The organism is Micropruina sp., assembly GCF_047606665.1.
Classification (GTDB): Bacteria; Actinomycetota; Actinomycetes; order Propionibacteriales; family Propionibacteriaceae; genus Micropruina.
Map to the genome: position 1 here is coordinate 34850 of NZ_JASGEF010000021.1, position 17033 is coordinate 51882.

The window sequence follows — 17033 nt, forward strand, 5'->3', positions numbered from 1 at the left end:
GTCGCCGGGATGACGAGGGTCGCCAGGACGACGTGCGGCAGGTGCGGGACGTCCGTGGGGCCGACGGGGTAACCTCCCACAGTGACCTCCAGCTCATCGATTTTCGTGTCCCGGATCAAGGGGCTGCCGATGCTGGACGCCAGTGGCGACCAGGTGGGCAAGGTGCGCGATGTGGTGCTGCAGAACCGTTCGGGTAAACGGGCGCCGCGGGTCAAGGGGCTGGTCATCGAGTTGTTCGCGCTGCGCCGGATCTTCTTCCCGATGGAGCGGGTGCACTCCATCGACGTCAATCAGGTGATCATCTCCGGTGTGGTCAACACCCGCCGGTTCGAGCGCCGCGACCAGGAGAACCTGGCCATCGAGGATCTGTTCGACCGTGCCGTGTTCCGGCGCGGCAACGCCGAGCCGTTCACCATCTACGACCTGGCCATTCGCCGGGCTCGGCAGCGCGACTGGGAGCTCAGTGAGGTGGCGCTGCGCGACCAGGCGCGGCGGCGTCCGTTCGCCAAGCCGCACATCACCATCGTGCCGTGGGACGAGGTGCCCGATTTCACCCTGAGCCCGGGTCAGGGGGCCGACCAGATCCTGGCCGAGCTGCAGGAGATGAAGCCGGCCGACGTGGCCCGCGAGCTGCACGACATGGACCCGCAGCGCCGCGCCGAGGTGGTCAAGGCGATGGACGACGAGTTGCTCGCCGAGGCGCTGGAGGAGCTGCCCGAGGACGAGCAGGTCGAGGTGATCCAGTCGCTGGAGGCCGAGCGGGCCGCCGACGTCTTGGAGGAGATGGATCCCGACGACGCCGCCGACCTGATCGCCGAACTGGCCCCCGAGGTGGCCGAGGACATCCTGGAGCGGATGGAGCCCGAAGAGGCCGAGGACGTCCGCTCGCTGCTCAGCTACGACGCGTCCACCGCCGGTGGCCTGATGACCCCCGAGCCGGTGATCCTCGCCCCAGACGCCACCGTCGCGGACGCGCTGGCGAGGATGCGCAACGAGGAGTTGCCGCCGGCGCTGGCCTGCCTGGCCTTCGTCTGCCGGACGCCGCTGGACACTCCGACCGGACGCTTCCTGGGCGGCGTCCACATTCAGCGGCTGCTCCGCGAGCCACCGTCGACGCTGGCGGCGTCCCTGGTCGACAAGGGCATCACCCCGCTCAGTCCGAACTCCGACATCGCCGTGGTGTCGCGCTACTTCGCCACCTACGACCTGGTCTGCGCGCCCGTCGTGGACGCCGAGGGCCGGCTGCTGGGTGCGGTGACCGTGGACGACGTGCTCGACCACATCCTGCCCAACGACTGGCGCGGGATTCAGTTGGACGAACTGCGCGAGGGGGTGACCGGTGTCCACCAGTGATCGGCTCAACACGCCCGGTCGGGAGCGCCGCTGGCTGCCTCGGGTGCGGATGGACGCCGAGGTGTTCGGCAGCTTCGCCGAGGGCTTCGCCCGGTTCATGGGCACCGCCAGCTTCCTGATCTGGATGACGGTGCTGATCGTGGCCTGGATCGGCTGGAACATGGTTACCACCGGGAGTTGGCGGATCGACCCGTTCCCGTTCATCTTCCTCACCCTGCTGCTGTCGCTGCAGGCGTCCTATGCGGCGCCGCTGATCCTGCTGGCGCAGAACCGGCAGGAGGCCCGCGAGCGGGTCAGCCTGGAGCACGACCGCGAGGTGGCCGCCCAGGCACGTGCCGACACCGACTTCCTGGCCCGCGAGATCGCCGCGCTGCGGATGCGGATCGGCGACCTTGCCACCCGCGACTTCATCCGCGGCGAGTTGCGCGATCTGCTCGAGGAACTCGACAAGGGGGAGGATGCCGAGGAGGGCCCCCGCGGCTCGTCCAGGGACGCCGGGCGTTCCTCGAGCCGGGACGCCGGCCGGGGCCGCGATGGGCGTCCGGCCGGTAGGGACGGTTCCCACCCGCCTCGCTGAGCCGTCCGAGTGGGCGGGTGGTACGAAGGGACGGTCCCTTTCGTACCGGCCGTGCTCAGTACGGTGAGCACATGGTTCGCATCGACGAGTTCACCATCGAGACCACCGCTATCGCCGGCTTGTTCGTTGTGCGCATGAAGCAGATCCATGACGAGCGCGGCACCGTGCGTGAGTTCTTTCGGGCTTCGACCATGCGGCAGGCGGGCCTGCACGCCGGTCCATGGCAGCAGCTGAACCTCACGGAGACCGCGCGCGGCGCCGTCCGCGGTCTGCACGGCGAGGACATGACGAAGCTCGTCTCGGTCGTGCAGGGATCGGTATTCGGCGCCTATGTGGACGTCCGCATCGACTCCCCGACCGTCGGCGCCGTGGTCACCGTGCCGATCGAGATCGGCGTCCAGGTGCTCGTGCCGAAGGGGGTGTGCAACGGGTTCCAGCCCACCGGCGACGGCGTGAATCAATACCTCTATTGCTTCGACAACGAATGGCGACCCGGCATGCCGGGCTGCTCGGTGAACCCGCTCGATCCGGCCCTGGGCATCGACTGGCCCATCCCGGTCGACCCCGACGACCGTGCCCAGCTGTCCGCCAAGGACGCCGCCGCGCCAACCCTGGCCGAGACGCTGGCGGCGCTGCGAGCGCCTGACGCGATACTCGGACGGCCGCATGCGAGCCTCGGAGTAGGGTTCTCGGCATGCCCGACAACGAACTGCTCGCCGCCGTCCAGGAGGCGCTGGCCGGGGTGGTGGACCCCGAGATCAAGCGTCCGATCACCGAGCTGGGCATGGTGGAGTCGCTGACCGTCGATGACGACGACGTGGTGTCGCTCACCGTGCTGTTGACGATCGCGAGCTGTCCGCTGAAGAGCACCATCGAGCACGACGTGACCGCCGCGGTCACCTCGGTCCCCGGCGTCTGCGGCATCAACCTGACCCTGGGTGCGATGACCGACGAGCAGCGGGCCGAGATGAAGCGTCAGCTGCGCGGCGGCATCGCCGAGCGCGCCATCCCGTTCGCGGACGCCAACAACCTCACCCAGGTGATCCTGGTCGCGTCCGGCAAGGGCGGCGTCGGCAAATCGTCGGTGACCGTGAACCTCGCCATGGCGCTGGCCGAGCAGGGCAAATCGGTCGGGGTGCTGGACGCCGACATCTACGGTCACTCGATCCCGCAGATGCTGGGCCTGGCCAACGCCAGCCCGACGTCCCTGGACGGGATGATCCTGCCGGTGCCCACGATGGGCCTGAAGGTGATCTCGATGGGCATGCTCAAGGCCAGCCGCGACCAGGTGATCGCCTGGCGTGGTCCGATCCTCGACCGGGCGCTGCACCAACTGCTCTCGGACGTCTTCTGGGGCGACCTGGACTTCCTGCTGCTCGATCTGCCGCCCGGCACCGGCGATGTGGCGCTGTCGCTGGGCCAGAAGCTGCCGAACGCCGAGGTGCTGGTGGTGACCACCCCGCAGCAGGCCGCCGCCGAGGTCGCCGAGCGCGCCGGCACGATGGCTTCCATGCTCGATCAGAAGGTGATCGGGGTGGTCGAGAACATGAGCTACCTGGACGCCGAATGCCCGCACTGCGGGGGCACCCACCGGGTGGACGTCTTCGGCACCGGCGGCGGCGCCGAGGTGGCGTCCACGCTGACCATGCGGCTGGGCTACGCGATTCCGCTGCTGGCCGAGGTGCCGCTCGACCCCGCGGTGCGGATCGGCGGTGACGACGGCATGCCGGTCGTGGTCACGGACGCCAGCAAGCCCAGTGCGCGGGCGCTCACCGAACTGGCACGCACGCTGGCCGCGCGCAGGCGGTCGCTGGCCGGACGCACGCTGAACCTGACGCTGGTGGGGTAAGAGATTCCCGCGGAACCTCCCAGCCGGTGCACAGCCGCGGTGGATAGGTTCGAATGTCGCCGGGAATGACTACGGTGGCCCTAGGGAACCGCTGATCGATCATGTCCCGGCTGCGGCGCACCCGACGGGCGATCTGCGGTCCCCAGATCTTGCGCCGTACGTCCAGTACGGCCACAAGATTCGGGGGTCGCAGCTCATCCCGCCGGGAACGTCCTCGCTCGGAACAGCATTGATCAGCGCTTCCCTAGCGCTCACAATGGTGACGGCGTCCCCACCGGCGATCACTCGGCGCCCGGCGAATGGAAGGAATTCGATGACCCAGCCCAACCCCCGGCTCAGTTCGCTGTTCGAACTGGAGTACCCGCAGTCGGTGGGCATCTACGACAGCTACGAGCTGGCGCAGGCCGCCGTGGACTTCCTGGCCGACGCCAAATTCGCCGTGCAGAACCTGGCGATCGTCGGCACCGACCTGAAGTCGGTCGAGCGGGTCACCGGACGCCGCAACTGGCGGACGGTGCTGGTGCGGGGCGCGCAGAGCGGCATCTCCACCGGTCTGATGGTGACCTTCATTCTGTGGTTCGTGCAGCCGCAGGCCAATCCGCTCGTGCTGCTGCCCGGCGCGTTGCTGATCGGCATTCTGATCGGCATGGCATTCGCCGGGATCGGCTACGCGGCCAGCCGCGGCAAGCGCGACTTCAACTCGATCAGCCAGACGGTCGCGGCCCGCTACGAGGTGCTGTGCGAACACAAGGTGGCCGCGCAGGCCCGCGAACTGCTGGCCACCATGCCCGGTGCGCGGGCAGCCGCCTTCGATCCGCGCAACCTGCCCGGCCAGATGCCCTATGGCGGGCAGCCGTATGCGACCCAGCCGTATCCGGCGCAGCCGTGGGCCGGGCAGTACCCGGGTCAGCCGGGCGTCCCGCAATACCCCCGTCAGCCGGGCGTCCCGCAATACCCCGGTCAGCCGGGCGTCCCGCAATACCCCGGTCAGCCGTATCCCGATCCGCAGGCCGGCTATCCCGGTCAGCCGGCGCCGGGTGCCACGTCGCCCTATCCGGTGCAGCAGCCGCCGTACGGTGTCCCTGGTCATCCCGAGGCCCCACAGCCCGCGGCCCAACCCGATGCCGAGGAGGCGTCCGTCGATCAGGGCGACCGTCTCTACGGCGACTACGACGCCGACGAGGGCATCGGCCAGGCACCACAGTCCGAACAGGACGGACGCACGCCCCGCGGCGATAACTGATCGCGTCGAGTTCTCAGGTCTGCGCTTGGCGTCCCGTCTCGTCAACTGGCGACCGATTCAGTGACGGTCTGAGGCGGCTGAGGCGGAACGCGACCGGAATCGGTCGCTGTTTCACGGCGTCCGTACTGAATCAAGGGTCTTCGGGCGCCAGGTCTCCGGACGCAGCGATGGGCCGCCCTCAGGGACGGCCCATCGCAGCTCGGTCAGCGTGGTCAGCGCTGCACGTTCTTCTCATCGATCACGACGGTCTTCGCGATCTTGTCGGCGAGGGTCTGCTTCTTGGCGTCCCAGAGCGGGAACAGGAAGCCGATCAGGCAGATGAGCTCGTCGAGCAGGTGTGCGACGGCTCGCACGATCGCAGTGTTCTGCGGCGGAGTCTGGCCGGACTCTTCCATCACCACGCGCACCTTGGCGATCTTGTGGCCGAATGAGTAGCCGGTGGTGGCGACCCGGTAGCCGGTGTTGTACACCCACCATGCGACCGCGAGCAGTGTGGACAGCGCATTGGAGCCGTACCCACCGTTCGGCATGATCAGGCCGACGATGATCGCGACCACGATCGCCGGGACGACGAAGTCGATCAGACCGCCGAGCGCACGCTGCCCCCATCCGGCCAGCACCGGGCCAGCCGGAGCGTACGGGTTGGGCTGATAGCCGCCGTAAGGGGTGGGCGTGCCGTACGGACCCGATGCCCCGTAGCCGCCCGCGTTCGGGTCGTACCCACCTGGCGGTGTGCCATACGGCGACTGGCCGTAGCCGCCGGCGCTCGGGTCGTACCCACCTGGCGGTGTGCCATACGGCGACTGGCCGTAGCCGCCCGCGTTCGGGCCATAGCCGCCTTGCGGCGCGTTGCCGTAGGGCGGCTGGCCGTAGGGATCCTGCGTCGGGGCGCCGTAGGACGGGGTCTGGCCGAAGCTCTGGTCGGGAGTGCTCGGCGCCTGACCATAGCCCGGCGCCGAGTATCCGGACGCCGGGTTGCTGCCGCTGGGCGCGGAGTAGCCCTGGCCGTAGCCGGGTGTGGTGTAGCCGGAGGCAGGGTTGTTGCCGCTGGGGGCCGAATAGCCCTGGCTGTAGCCGGGTGCGGTGTAACCAGTGCCCTGCGGGGCGTCCGAGGCACTCTGCCCGCTCGGAGCGGTCGGCTGACCGGCGCCCCAGTTGGGCGGCTGGTAGCCGCCAGGGGCGTCCGCGCCGCTGGCACCGCTGGATGCCGGGGCCTGGTAGCCGGGCGGTGCGTAGCCCGGCGCCTGGCCGCCCTGGTCTGCGGCCGCCTGATCGGGCGGGGTGTAGCCGCCCGGGTTCTGGCCATCGCCGGCGTCCTCGGGCTTGGGGTCGTTGTTCCAGGTCTGATTGCTCACGGTGTTGCTCCTGAGTTTGAAAACAGGTGCCCCGATCCTACGGCGATGCGAGTCCGCCGCCGCCGTCTCGCCGGGTACCGATGGAGATAATGGCGCTGTGTCGTCCGAAACGATCGCCGTGAAGGCATTCGATGCCCGGCGCGGACTGCGCTCGCTGGCGGCCTTCGGCGCGGCCGGAGTCGGGCTGAGCGTGCTCTCCGCTACCGCGGGCATCGGTGTCCCCTGCCCGTTTCGGTCGCTGACCGGCCTGCTCTGCCCGCTGTGCGGCGGCACCCATGTAGGTGTCGCGCTGCTGCACGGCGATCTGGCGGCCGCTTGGATCAGCAATCAGTTCGTGGTCGTCGGACTGGGGGTGTTGACGGTCCTCGGGCTGCTCTGGACGGTGGAGGCGCTCGGTGGACGCACCGTCCGTCCGCCGCGCGGCCTGCGCGGGCGTCCGGGACTCTGGTGGACGCTGATCGGCGCGGTGGCGCTGGTATTCGCCGTCTGGCGCAACCTATAGCCGGCACGGCTGCCGGCGTCCGTTCTCGGGTGAGGCAAGGCACATGCCGTCGGTGCGGACGCCGCGACCCGCGGTCAGGCGTCCAGTGACGTCCAGCCGAGGCGTTCGGCGGCGTCGCGGTCGAAGGTCACGGTCTCGTCGACTCCAAAAAGTTCCATGGCGCCCTGGATGAGGGCGTCGGCGAAGTCGGCGCCCGCCTCGGCGAGGGTGAGTGCGCGGACAACGCTTTCTCCGTCGTCGAATTCCAGAGCGTCGGTCTCCACGAGGCGGCGGATGACAGTGAGGCAGGTCGCTCGCGGCAGCCGCTTCGCACGAGCAAGCACCCAGTATGTCTCGGCGAGAGTCACCTGTGTGACGAAGCCGGGGGATTCGGGCGTCAAGCCGCTGAACACCCGCGCGGCGATCGGTGCCTGCACTGGATCGTCTTGCAGCAGCACACGAAGCAGGACGTTGGTGTCGATCCCGGTGAGCCGTGACCGTGGTTCGGCTACCGCTGTCACTGCCGTAGCCCCCGCATGCCGCTGGCTGCGCCGCCGTCCGCGATCGCCTCGTCTATCTCAGCAAGAGTGAGCGGTTGGGAGCCGGGGTCGTGCAGCATGCCGATTAGATCGCTGACGTGGCCCGTGCGGGGCACGATCCGGTACTGGTTGTTGGACAGCTTGACGAACATCACCTTCGAGCCCGTGGTGAGGCCCAGGTCGTCGCGGACGTCCTTGGGGATGGTGACCTGCCCTTTGCTGCTCAGCGTTGCCGTTGACATGACCGCCCTTCCGATCGGGGTTCGGAGCTTACTTTGAAGCCGTTCGTAAGGCAAGGGATCGCCTTCCTTACCAAAGCGGCCGCAGCGTGATCAAGAGAACCGTCCCTGGTGACTGGGAGAACCGTCCCTGGGTTAGCTGTCGGGCATGTCGCCGGAGAGGAACTCCGAATAGGCGGGCAGGTCGAGCTGGCCGGAGCCGGAGACGCCGATCACGATCACCGGGGAGGTGCCGTCCTCGGCGGCCTGCCGGGCTTCGCGCAGGGCGCCGGCGATGGCGTGGTTCGATTCGGACGCCGGCACGATGCCTTCGGTCCGGGCGAACAGGACGCCTGCGGCGAACGCTTCGCGCTGCCTGATGCTGATCGCGTCCATCAGGCCAAGGTGCTTGACGAAGCTGAGCAGCGGTGCCATGCCGTGGTAGCGCAGACCGCCGGCATGCACCGGGTCGGGCACGAAATCGGGGCCGAGGGTGTACATCTTCAGCAGCGGGGTCATCCCTGCGGTGTCGCCGAAGTCGTAGCGGTATTCGCCCTCGGTCAGCGACGGGGCCGCCTTCGGCTCGCAGGCGACTAGCCGGGTGGTCGTCCGGCCGTCCAGGTTCTCGTGCAGGAACGGCAACGCCAGCCCGCCCAGGTTCGAGCCGCCGCCGGCGCAGCCGTAGACGACGTCCGCCTGCGCTTCGCCGAACTCGGCCAGCTGCACCAGCGCCTCCTGGCCGATCACGGACTGATGCAGCAGCACATGGTTGAGCACCGAGCCCAGCGAGTAGGACGCGTTCGGATCGCCGGCGGCCACCTCGATCGCCTCGGAGATCGCCATGCCGAGCGAGCCGGTGGTGTCCGGGAAGCGCTCGCGCAGCGCGCGTCCGGCCTGAGTCAGCTCGGACGGCGACGAGTGCACGGTGGCGCCGAAGGTCTCCATCAGCACGTGCCGGTACGGCTTGCCCTCGTAGGACGAGCGGACCTGCCAGACCTCGCACTCCAGGTCGAACACGTCGCAGGCGAAGGCAAGCGCCGAGCCCCACTGGCCGGCACCGGTCTCGGTGGTCAGCTTGGCGCGTCCGGCCTGCTTGTTGTAATACGCCTGGGCGACCGCCGAGTTGGTCTTGTGCGAACCGACCGGCGAGGCGCCCTCGTACTTGTAGTAGATCCGCGCGGTGGTGCCCAGTTCCTGCTCCAGCCGCCAGGCCCGGACCATCGGCGACGGACGCCACAACCGGTAGATGTCCCGGATCTCCTGCGGGATCTCGATCCACCGTTCGGTGCTGGCCTCTTGCGCGATCAGCCCCATCGGGAACAGCGGGGCGAGGTCGTCCGGGGTGAGCGGTTCGCGAGTGCCGGGGTGCAGCGGAGGCGGCGGTGCCTCGGGCAGGTCGGCGACGATGTTGTACCAGTGGGTGGGGATCTTCGACTCGTCGAGGACCACCTTCGTCTTCGTAGGTGCGGTCACTCCTGCGACACTAGCGGACGCGCTACAGCCATTTGAATTTGCGGAACAGGAAGTACAGGACGGTCATGCCGATCACGTTCATCGCCATCACCACGTAGTAGCCCTGACCCCAGTGCAGTTCGGGAATGTTGTCGAAGTTCATGCCGTAGATCGCGCCCAGGGTGGTGGGCACCGCGACGATCGCCACCGCCGAGGAGATCTTCCGCATGTCCCGGTTGTCGTCGAAGCCGGCCCGTGCCAGCGCCGTCTGCATGATGTTGCTGAGCTGATCCTCCAGGGCCACCACGGTTTCCCGGACGGCCTGGACGCGATCGGCGAGCTCGCGGAAATACGGTTTGGCGTTGGCGTGAATCCGGCCGAAATCGCGGGTGTAGAGCGCGGTCAGCGGCGCGCAGAGCGGGACTACCCGGCGCCGGAATTCGATCAGCTCCCGTTTGATCTGGTAAGTGCGTTCCAGATCGGGCTCGCGGCGGTCGCCGAAGATCAGCTGCTCGCAGTCCTCGACGTCGTCCTCCATCTGCTCGGCGACCCGCTCGAAGTCGTCGATCGCCACCGACAGGCAGGCGTACAGCACCCGCGACGGGCCGCGGGGCATGTCGTCCGACTCCTGCTCGACCAGGGCACGGACCTCGGGCATCCGGGATGGTCCGCTGTGCCGCGACGTCATCACGAACCAGTCGCCGAGGAACACCATCAGCTCGCCGGTGGTGACGATCTCGGGCGGCGCATCGGCGTCCCGCTCCTGGTAGGCGACGGTCGACACCACGAAGAACAGATGCTCGTCGAAGCGTTCCAGCTTCGAGCGCCGATGACCGTGGACCGCGTCCTCAATGGCCAGTTCGTGCAGTCCCAGGTGCTCGCCGAACCTCGACATGGTCTGTTGCGACGGGTTGTGCAGGCCGAGCCACAGGTAGCCGTCGCCGGCGCGGGCGGACGCCACTGCGGATTCCAGATCGGGCGAGGGCAGCCGGCGTCCGGCGTGGTAGCGCGCCCACGTCCATTCCGGCGGAACATAACCTGTCTCAGCGGGAGTGCTGCCGACGGCGGCGGCCGGGGGGTCCCAGTTGCTCGGGGCTGATGTCATGGCGGTCCTCCTTGTCCGAGCCGCCGCAATGCTACGTCGCTGCTCAGCCCGACGAAAGCAGTGCCGCCATCCAGGCTTCGACGGCGTCCGCATCGCGCGGCAATCGCGCCGAGAGGATCTCGCAGCCGTCGGCGGTGATCAGCACGTCGTCCTCGATCCGGACGCCGATGCCGCGCAACTCCTCGGGTACCAGCAGGTCGGTGGACTTGAAGTAGAGCCCCGGTTCGACGGTGATCACCATGCCTGGTTTCAGGGGGCCGCCGCGGTAATTCTCCTGGCGGGCCTGGGCGCAGTCATGGACGTCGATGCCGAGATGGTGGGAGGTGCCGTGCACCATCCACCGCCGGTGGTGGCCGCCGGTCTCCGGGTCGAGCGACTCGTCGACCGACACCGGCAGCAGCCCCCAGTCGTGCAGGTGCTCGGCGATCACCCGGATCGCCGCGGCGTGGACGTCGGCGAACTTCGCGCCCGGACGAGCCGCCTCGACGCCGGCCCGTTGCGCCGCCAGGACGGCGTCGTACACCTTCCGCTGGGCCGGCGAGAACCGTCCGGAGACCGGCAGGGTGCGGGTGACGTCGGCGGTGTAGAGGCTGTCCCGCTCCACCCCGGCGTCCAGCAGCAGCAGGTCGCCGGGCCGCAGATCGCCGTCGTTGTCGATCCAGTGCAGCGTGTTGGCGTGATCGCCGGACGCCGCGATGGTGTCGTAGCCGACCGCGTTCCCGGCGTGGCGGGCGTACAGCCCGAACACGCCCTCCACCCAGCGCTCGCCCCGGCCCCGGCGCACCGCCTCGGGCAGCGAGGCGACCACCGCCTCGAAGCCGTCGGCGGTGGAATCGCAGGCCGCACGCAACTCGTCGGCCTCGAAGGCGTCCTTGACCAGCCGCAATTCACTCAAAGCGACACTCAGCCGCTCGTCGGCCAGTGCATCAGCCTCGGCGCCGACCTCGGCCCGCTGTGCCTGGATCGTCGCGGTTACCTCGGCATCGGCGTCCGCCACCACCAGGACACGGGTGGCGCCGGCGTTCTTGGCCAGGGCGTCGCCGAGTTGGCTGATCGGCGCGCAGTGCAGTCCGCTGAGCGCCTCCATCTCGGCCAGCGACTCGCGCCGGCCCACCCACATCTCGCCGTACCGCGCGTCGGCGTAGAACTCCGGATCGGTGCGCGGCGCCCGCGGCTTGAAGTAGAGCGTGGCGTCGTGGCCGTCGTCGGTCGGTTCCAACACCAGCACCGCCCCCGGCTCCCGGTCGGTGCCCAGCCCGGTCAGGTGCGCGAACGCCGAATGCGGCCGGAACCGGTAGTCGGTGTCGTTGGATCGAGGCTTCAACTCACCGGCCGGGATGACCAGCCGGTCGCCGGGGAACTCCGCGCTGATCGCCGCCCGGCGAGCCGCGGTGAACGCGGTCGCCGGCAGGGCGTCCGGAAGTTCGTCGGAGTACGGCGCCCATCCTTGCGGGATGAACGCCTTGAACGGCTCCGAGAACGGGGTCTGCCGGTTCGGCAGCCGCTTGTCCGCGGGAGTTGCGGCGTCTGCCATGGCTCAGCTGTTCCAGCGTAGAACCGCCCAGGATTCCTTTTCGCGGCCCAGGATCGACAGGCTGGCGGTCTCGACCGGGAAGGCTTGGCCGAAGATCAGCGGGAAGTCGAGCCAGCACAGCGCCAGGACGCGGGAGGCGTGCCCGTGGCCGAAGCAGATGGCCTTCTCGACCCCCGATTCGCGGACCCGGTGGACGACGCGGGTGAGACGTTCGCGGACCTGGTCGGCGGTCTCGCCATTGGGGACGCCGTTGAACCAGAGCCGCCAGCCGGGGTGGTGGTGGGCGCGGATGTCGAGGGAGGTGATGCCTTCGTAGTCGCCGTAGTTCCATTCCTGGAGGTCATCGGTGACCTCGTAGTCGGTGAAGCCGGCGAGTTCGGCGGTGCGGCGAGCGCGGAGCCGCGGGCTGGACAGCACGAGCCCGAATTCCTCGGGATTGAGTCGGGGACGCAACGCCTTGGCCTGCTCTTCGCCCTGGGCGGTGAGGTCGATGTCGGTGTAGGACGTGTGCTGGCCCGACTTGCTCCATTCGGTCTGTCCGTGACGGACGAGGTACAGCTGGGTCATGGTCATGCCGCCATCTAACCGTGTCCGGCGCCGGTGTGGGGAGTCCGGACGCCGTCGTGCCCGCGCACAGAGATGGTCCACTAGAGTCGGAGGCCACAACTCCAGGAGGTCGCCATGCAGGCTGCTGCCACCGCTCAATCGAGGCTGCTGGCATTGCAGTCCGTCGACACGGCGATCGCCCAGCTGGAGCATCGCCGTCGCAGCCTGCCAGAGCTCGCTCAGATCGCCGAGAAGCAGCAGGTGCGGCGCCGGCAGGGCGAGCAGTTGATCGCCGCCAACACCGCGGTCAGCGACCTGGAGCTCGAGGTGGCCAAGGCCGAGGACGACCTGGTGCCGGTGCGCCAGCGCCTGGAGCGCGACCAGCAGCGGGTGAACTCCGGGGCGGTCACCGACCCCAAGCAGCTGAACGCGCTGCTGGAGGAGATCGAGCACCTGAAGCGCCGGATTGGCGACCTCGAAGATGTCGAGCTGGAACTGATGGAGAGCCTGGAGCAGGCAACCGCCACCCGCGACGAAGTCGTCGCCACCCGGGCCGAGGGCGAGACCGAGCTGCGTGCTCTGCTGGCTGCCCGTGACGAGCAGCTGACGGTGCTGGACGCCGAACTCGCCGAGCGGAACGCCGAACGAGCCGGGGTGGCGTCCGAGATTCCCTCGGAGTTGCTCGCGCTGTACGACCGGATCCGGGCCAAGAGCGGTTCCGGTGCCGCCGCGCTGGTCCGCCGCCGCTGCTCCGGCTGCCAGCTGGAGGCGACGGCAGCCGACCTTACCCGCTACCGGGCCGCGCCGCCCGACGAGGTGCTGCGCTGCGAGGAATGCAACCGCATCCTGGTCCGCACCGCCGAATCCGGGCTGTGACGGCGCGGCTGTCGCAGAGGCCGCTCCAGGGCAGTGGGCCGGAGGATCGGAGCCGTCCGAGCACCGAGGACGCCACCGGCGTCCGCCAGATTACGTCCGATCCGGAGGAGTCTGAGGCACCGGAGGCGAGTCCCCCCTCAAATCGGACGTAATCTGACGAGAGCAACGGTGGACAAACGTCATCCCGGCGAACGCCGGGATCTGCATAGCGGCACTACTCCCTCTCGGCGTCCGAGACCAGGTGGGCGGTGCCCGTCACCACGGCGGTCACCGCGAGCACCGACGGCCAGGCGCCGATCCGCTTCGCCAGCGGATGGGACGCGCCGAAGGCGGCGAGGTACAGCGCGGACAGCCCGGCGGCGGTGCCGAGACCGTGCCGGACGTACCAGGTCCGGGCGGCCCAGCCGCCGGCGATGCCGAGCAGCACGCCACCCAGCGGGCGGATGCCGGATTCGCGGGCGGTCAACCAGCCGCCGATCAGGCCGACGGCGGTGACTGCTGCGGTGTTCACGTCCTTGGCGGGCTTCATACCGCCAAGCGTAGGGTGATTCCGCAACCGGCGAGAGGAGTCCCGATGGGCGCCTGGTCCGCGGTGGGTCTGGTGTTGGGGTTGGTCATGTTCCTGGTCAGCTTCGCACCCAGCCTGTTGCCGCGCCGCTGGCTGCTGCAGGGCCTGGTGGGCGGTTTCAGCGCCGCCACCGGCTACCTGGTCGGCTTCCTGCTGGAGATGACCGTGGACGCGGTGATGCGGCTGGTCGATCTGGATGTGCAGGTCAGCTGGCATCTGCCGGGCGGCATCTGGATTCTCGCGATGCTCGGCGTGGTGGTGGTGATCGTCGGCTGGTGGTGGTCGGTGCGGGAGCATCGCGAGACCGCCCGGCTGGTCGGCATGACCGAGCAGCCGCCTTGGCGGGACATCGCCGCGACCGCGGTCGCCCTGGCCACCATGGTGCTGCTGATGGTGCTGATCCGTTCCGTGGTGCTGTTTACCGCCTGGGTCAGCCAGGGCCTGGACCTGTTCCTGCCGTCGGTGCTGTCGGTGGTCGTGGCGCTGATCATCGCTCTCGCGGTGGTGCGGATGGTCAACCGGATGGTGTTCCAGCAAGCCTTGGAGCGGATCTCGCGGCAGGCCGACAAGCTCGACCGGCGGCGTCCGCGCAACCTGCAGCCTCCGCAGTTGCCGACCCGGAGCGGCTCGGCCGGCTCTGGCCAGCCCTGGGCCGAGTTGGGCCGGCGCGGGCAGATCTTCACCTCCTGCGGGCCGTCCGCCGCCGACATCGCTGCGGTGCTTGGCGGGCCGTCCGCGGAGCCGATCCGGGTGTACGCGTCACTGGGCGACGGCGCCATCGAGGCGGCGGTGGAGATGGCGATGGCCGAGGTGCGCCGCACCGGGGCCCTCGACCGGGGCACGCTGGTGATCGACACGCCGGCGGGACGGGGCTGGGTCGACGAGTTCTCCGTCCAGGCCGTCGAATACCTGACCGGCGGCGACTGCGCGACGGTGTCGGTGCAATATTCGAAGCTGGCCAGCGCCTTTGTCTTCCTCGCCGACCCGGAGACGCCGCGGGCCTGTGCGCGGGCTCTGTTCGCGGCGCTGGAGGAGGCCATTCACGATCTGCCGGCCGGGCGGCGTCCGAAGATCTACGCCAGCGGCGAATCGCTCGGCGCCTACGGCGGCCATGGCGCGTTCGCGGACGCCGATGACATGCTCGCCAAGGTGGACGGCGCGCTGTGGATCGGCACGCCGGGCATCACCGAGCTGGCCCGCACGATCGCCCGCTCCCGGATGCGCGGCTCGCCCGAGATCACCCCGGTGATCGACAACGGCCGGCACATCCGGTTCGCCACCAAGCCCCCCGAACTGGTGGCGGACGCCTACGGGCGTCCGTTGGGGGAGTGGGACGTCCCGCGGGTCGTCTACCTGCAACACGCGTCCGACCCGATGTGCCGGTTCAACGCCGAACTGGCCTGGCGCGAGCCGGACTGGATGCGGGAACGGGCCGGCAGCGACGTCAACACCTCGCTGCGCTGGTGGCCGCTGGTCACCTGGTTCCAGATCACCACCGACATGCTGACCAGCCTCGACACCCCTGCCGGTCACGGACACATCTACGAGGACGAACTGGTACCGGCCTGGGCCGCGGTGCTGGGCCGCGCCGATGCCCCGATCACCACGATCACCGCCGCCATCCGCGCCTCGGTCGAGGGACTGAAGGCGTCCAATAGCCTCACCGGCTCGGGCAATTCGGCATCCTGATTTCTCGCGCTCCCCCGAACCATTCGGCGCTCGCTGAACTCGGCCAAGTTCGGGGAGCACGAGGGTTGCACGGGGGAGCGGGGTGCGGCCATTAGGGTGAGTCGAACGACGAACGGAGGTCACCGATGCCCGGCCGCACCATTGCCTTCCTCGACCGGGTGCCCGCGGCGCTGCGGCAGGGAATCGCCCAGTTGCGCGAGTCGCTGGGCGTCCCGGACGACTTCGACGGGTCGGTGATCGCCGCCGCCGAGGCCGCGGTGGCCGGTGTTCGGCTGCCTGATCGCGACCTGACCGACGTGCCGTTCGTCACCATCGATCCCGAGGGCTCGATGGATCTCGACCAGGCGCTGCAGATCGAGCGGGACGGCGACGGCTACCTGGTCCGGTACGCGATCGCCGACGTGGCCGCGTTCGTCGCTCCGGGCGGGGCGATCGACGTCGAATGCCACCAGCGGGTGGAGACCCTGTACGCACCGACCCAGCGGACGCCGCTGCACCCGGAGGTGCTCAGCGAGGCCGCGGCCAGCCTGCTGCCCGACGTGGTCCGGCCGGCGTTGGTGTGGGAGATCCGGCTGGACGCCGCCGGCGCGCCCACCGCCGCCTCGGTCGCCCGTGCGCGGGTGCAGAGCCGGCGCCGGCACTCCTACGGCGAGGTGCAACGCCTGCTCGACGCCGGCCAGGCCGAGGAGGTGCTGGTGCTGCTGGCCGAGGTCGGACGCCTCCGCGAGGCGGCCGAGGTGGCTCGCGGCGGGATCAACCTGGGCGTCCCCGAACAGGAGGTCTGTGTCGCCGCCGACGGCACCTGGACGCTGGAGTACCGCACCACATTGCCGTGCGAGGGCTGGAACGCGCAGATCTCGCTGCTGACCGGAATGGTGGCCGCCCGGATGATGCTGGACGCCGGCGTCGGCATTCTGCGCACCCTGCCGCCGGCCGAGGACCACGCGATCGAGCGGTTGCGCCGGACCGCGCAAGGGCTCGGCATCTCGTGGCCGCGGCGGGTCGGCTATCCCGACTTCGTCCGTGGCCTGGACGCCGCGGTGCCGCGCGAGGCGGCGATGCTGAACGCCTGCACCACGCTGTTCCGCGGCGCCGGCTACGACTCGTTCACCGGTGGCGCGCCGCGGGACGCCGACCATGCCGCGATCGCCGCACCGTATGCCCATGTCACCGCCCCGTTGCGGCGGCTGGTCGACCGCTACGCCGGCGAGATCTGCGTCGCGCTGTGCGCCGGCGAACCGGTGCCGGACTGGGTGCTGACCGCTCTGGAGGCGTTGCCGTCCGAGCTGGAAGGGTCGTCGCGACGGGCCGGCCGCTACGAGCGCGGCATCGTCGATCTGGTCGAGGCGATGCTGCTGGCGCCGCGGATCGGGCAGGAGTTCACCGGCCTGCTGATCGACGTCGACCCCGATCGGCACGCGGGACGGCTGCAGTTGGCCGACCCGGCCGTGGAAGCGCGGGTGAAGGGCGGACGCCGGCTGCGGCTGGGTACCGAGATCACCGCCACCCTGGTGGCCGCCGACCTGGTCAACGGCCGAGTCGACTTCCGCGTCTTCGCGGGGTGAGCCGGTCGGAGTCGAGTGGGATACCTACGGGCGAGATATCGACGGACAGTCTGATATCGACACCACAGTGGTGAAGCGTGCCG

The 17033-nt window shown here is 69.5% G+C and carries 16 protein-coding genes and 1 pseudogene; 9 read left to right on the plus strand and 8 right to left on the minus strand.

Going from position 1 to position 17033, the window contains the following annotated elements; all coding sequences use genetic code 11:
* The first annotated feature begins 81 nt into the window (after nt 1-81).
* From QM619_RS04815 to QM619_RS04835, 5 genes and pseudogenes are all read left to right on the plus strand, one after another.
* On the plus strand, nt 82-1353 hold the full coding sequence (locus QM619_RS04815) for a magnesium transporter MgtE N-terminal domain-containing protein (RefSeq protein ID WP_415104857.1): 1272 nt from the start codon (nt 82-84) through the stop codon (nt 1351-1353).
* Entirely contained in the window at nt 1340-1930 is a 591-nt protein-coding gene (locus tag QM619_RS04820) for a DUF1003 domain-containing protein (RefSeq protein WP_415104859.1), read from the plus strand. The genes QM619_RS04815 and QM619_RS04820 overlap by 14 nt, the downstream gene beginning before the upstream one ends.
* A 71-nt stretch (nt 1931-2001) precedes the next feature.
* The gene (locus QM619_RS04825; RefSeq protein WP_415104861.1) at nt 2002-2730 is read left to right on the plus strand and encodes a dTDP-4-dehydrorhamnose 3,5-epimerase family protein; all 729 of its coding nucleotides are present in this window, start codon (nt 2002-2004) and stop codon (nt 2728-2730) included.
* Complete coding sequence (locus QM619_RS04830; RefSeq protein ID WP_415104863.1) at nt 2625-3779, plus strand: Mrp/NBP35 family ATP-binding protein; 1155 nt, start codon at nt 2625-2627, stop codon at nt 3777-3779. Before QM619_RS04825 ends, QM619_RS04830 begins: the two co-directional genes overlap by 106 nt.
* Before the next feature lie 313 nt (nt 3780-4092).
* Nucleotides 4093-4593 (plus strand): annotated as a pseudogene (locus QM619_RS04835) (general stress protein); the annotation flags it as partial.
* Nucleotides 4594-5234: 641 nt separating this feature from the next.
* Here the strand turns inward: QM619_RS04835 and QM619_RS04840 are convergent.
* Nucleotides 5235-6377, minus strand: a complete 1143-nt coding sequence (locus QM619_RS04840) for an RDD family protein (protein WP_415104865.1) — start codon at nt 6375-6377, stop codon at nt 5235-5237.
* Between the two features lie 97 nt (nt 6378-6474).
* On the opposite strand from QM619_RS04840, the gene QM619_RS04845 reads away from it, so the two are divergent.
* The gene (locus QM619_RS04845; RefSeq protein WP_415104867.1) at nt 6475-6879 is read left to right on the plus strand and encodes a DUF2752 domain-containing protein; all 405 of its coding nucleotides are present in this window, start codon (nt 6475-6477) and stop codon (nt 6877-6879) included.
* A 74-nt stretch (nt 6880-6953) separates the two neighbouring features.
* Here QM619_RS04845 and QM619_RS04850 read toward each other — a convergent pair whose 3' ends face one another.
* The 6 genes from QM619_RS04850 to QM619_RS04875 all read right to left on the minus strand — a co-directional run bounded on the left by QM619_RS04850 (nt 6954) and on the right by QM619_RS04875 (nt 12279).
* Complete coding sequence (locus QM619_RS04850; RefSeq protein ID WP_415104869.1) at nt 6954-7379, minus strand: PIN domain-containing protein; 426 nt, start codon at nt 7377-7379, stop codon at nt 6954-6956.
* Nucleotides 7376-7639, minus strand: a complete 264-nt coding sequence (locus tag QM619_RS04855; protein WP_415104871.1) for an AbrB/MazE/SpoVT family DNA-binding domain-containing protein — start codon at nt 7637-7639, stop codon at nt 7376-7378. Before QM619_RS04855 ends, QM619_RS04850 begins: the two co-directional genes overlap by 4 nt.
* 132 nt (nt 7640-7771) lie before the next feature.
* Nucleotides 7772-9088, minus strand: coding sequence for a TrpB-like pyridoxal phosphate-dependent enzyme (locus QM619_RS04860; protein ID WP_415104873.1), 1317 nt, complete (start codon nt 9086-9088; stop codon nt 7772-7774).
* A gap of 22 nt (nt 9089-9110) precedes the next feature.
* Complete coding sequence (locus QM619_RS04865) at nt 9111-10172, minus strand: magnesium and cobalt transport protein CorA (protein WP_415104875.1); 1062 nt, start codon at nt 10170-10172, stop codon at nt 9111-9113.
* 43 nt (nt 10173-10215) lie between these two features.
* Entirely contained in the window at nt 10216-11706 is a 1491-nt protein-coding gene (locus tag QM619_RS04870; RefSeq protein WP_415104877.1) for an aminopeptidase P family protein, read from the minus strand.
* A gap of 3 nt (nt 11707-11709) precedes the next feature.
* Nucleotides 11710-12279 carry a histidine phosphatase family protein gene (locus QM619_RS04875; protein WP_415104879.1) on the minus strand — a complete coding sequence of 190 codons (570 nt, stop codon included), beginning with the start codon at nt 12277-12279 and terminating at the stop codon, nt 11710-11712.
* A gap of 108 nt (nt 12280-12387) precedes the next feature.
* Between QM619_RS04875 and QM619_RS04880 the strand changes: the two genes are divergently transcribed.
* Nucleotides 12388-13128: a zinc ribbon domain-containing protein gene (locus QM619_RS04880; protein ID WP_415104881.1), complete on the plus strand. Its 741-nt coding sequence runs from the start codon at nt 12388-12390 to the stop codon at nt 13126-13128.
* Between the two features lie 214 nt (nt 13129-13342).
* On the opposite strand, the gene QM619_RS04885 is transcribed toward QM619_RS04880, so the two are convergent.
* On the minus strand, nt 13343-13657 hold the full coding sequence (locus QM619_RS04885) for a hypothetical protein (protein WP_415104883.1): 315 nt from the start codon (nt 13655-13657) through the stop codon (nt 13343-13345).
* 45 nt (nt 13658-13702) lie between these two features.
* Between QM619_RS04885 and QM619_RS04890 the strand changes: the two genes are divergently transcribed.
* Both QM619_RS04890 and QM619_RS04895 read left to right on the plus strand, forming a co-directional pair.
* Nucleotides 13703-15385: an alpha/beta hydrolase gene (locus QM619_RS04890; RefSeq protein WP_415104885.1), complete on the plus strand. Its 1683-nt coding sequence runs from the start codon at nt 13703-13705 to the stop codon at nt 15383-15385.
* Nucleotides 15386-15510: 125 nt separating this feature from the next.
* Nucleotides 15511-16950, plus strand: a complete 1440-nt coding sequence (locus QM619_RS04895; RefSeq protein WP_415104887.1) for an RNB domain-containing ribonuclease — start codon at nt 15511-15513, stop codon at nt 16948-16950.
* Nucleotides 16951-17033 lie beyond the last annotated feature (83 nt).

Coding starts and splice junctions, on each gene's coding strand:
- QM619_RS04880 (WP_415104881.1), top strand. CDS start 12,388: ATGCAGGCTGCTGCCACCGCTCAATCGAGGCTGCTGGCATTGCAGTCC.
- QM619_RS04865 (WP_415104875.1), bottom strand. CDS start 10,172: ATGACATCAGCCCCGAGCAACTGGGACCCCCCGGCCGCCGCCGTCGGC.
- QM619_RS04885 (WP_415104883.1), bottom strand. CDS start 13,657: ATGAAGCCCGCCAAGGACGTGAACACCGCAGCAGTCACCGCCGTCGGC.
- QM619_RS04855 (WP_415104871.1), bottom strand. CDS start 7,639: ATGTCAACGGCAACGCTGAGCAGCAAAGGGCAGGTCACCATCCCCAAG.
- QM619_RS04875 (WP_415104879.1), bottom strand. CDS start 12,279: ATGACCATGACCCAGCTGTACCTCGTCCGTCACGGACAGACCGAATGG.
- QM619_RS04830 (WP_415104863.1), top strand. CDS start 2,625: ATGCCCGACAACGAACTGCTCGCCGCCGTCCAGGAGGCGCTGGCCGGG.
- QM619_RS04825 (WP_415104861.1), top strand. CDS start 2,002: ATGGTTCGCATCGACGAGTTCACCATCGAGACCACCGCTATCGCCGGC.
- QM619_RS04890 (WP_415104885.1), top strand. CDS start 13,703: ATGGGCGCCTGGTCCGCGGTGGGTCTGGTGTTGGGGTTGGTCATGTTC.
- QM619_RS04870 (WP_415104877.1), bottom strand. CDS start 11,706: ATGGCAGACGCCGCAACTCCCGCGGACAAGCGGCTGCCGAACCGGCAG.
- QM619_RS04895 (WP_415104887.1), top strand. CDS start 15,511: ATGCCCGGCCGCACCATTGCCTTCCTCGACCGGGTGCCCGCGGCGCTG.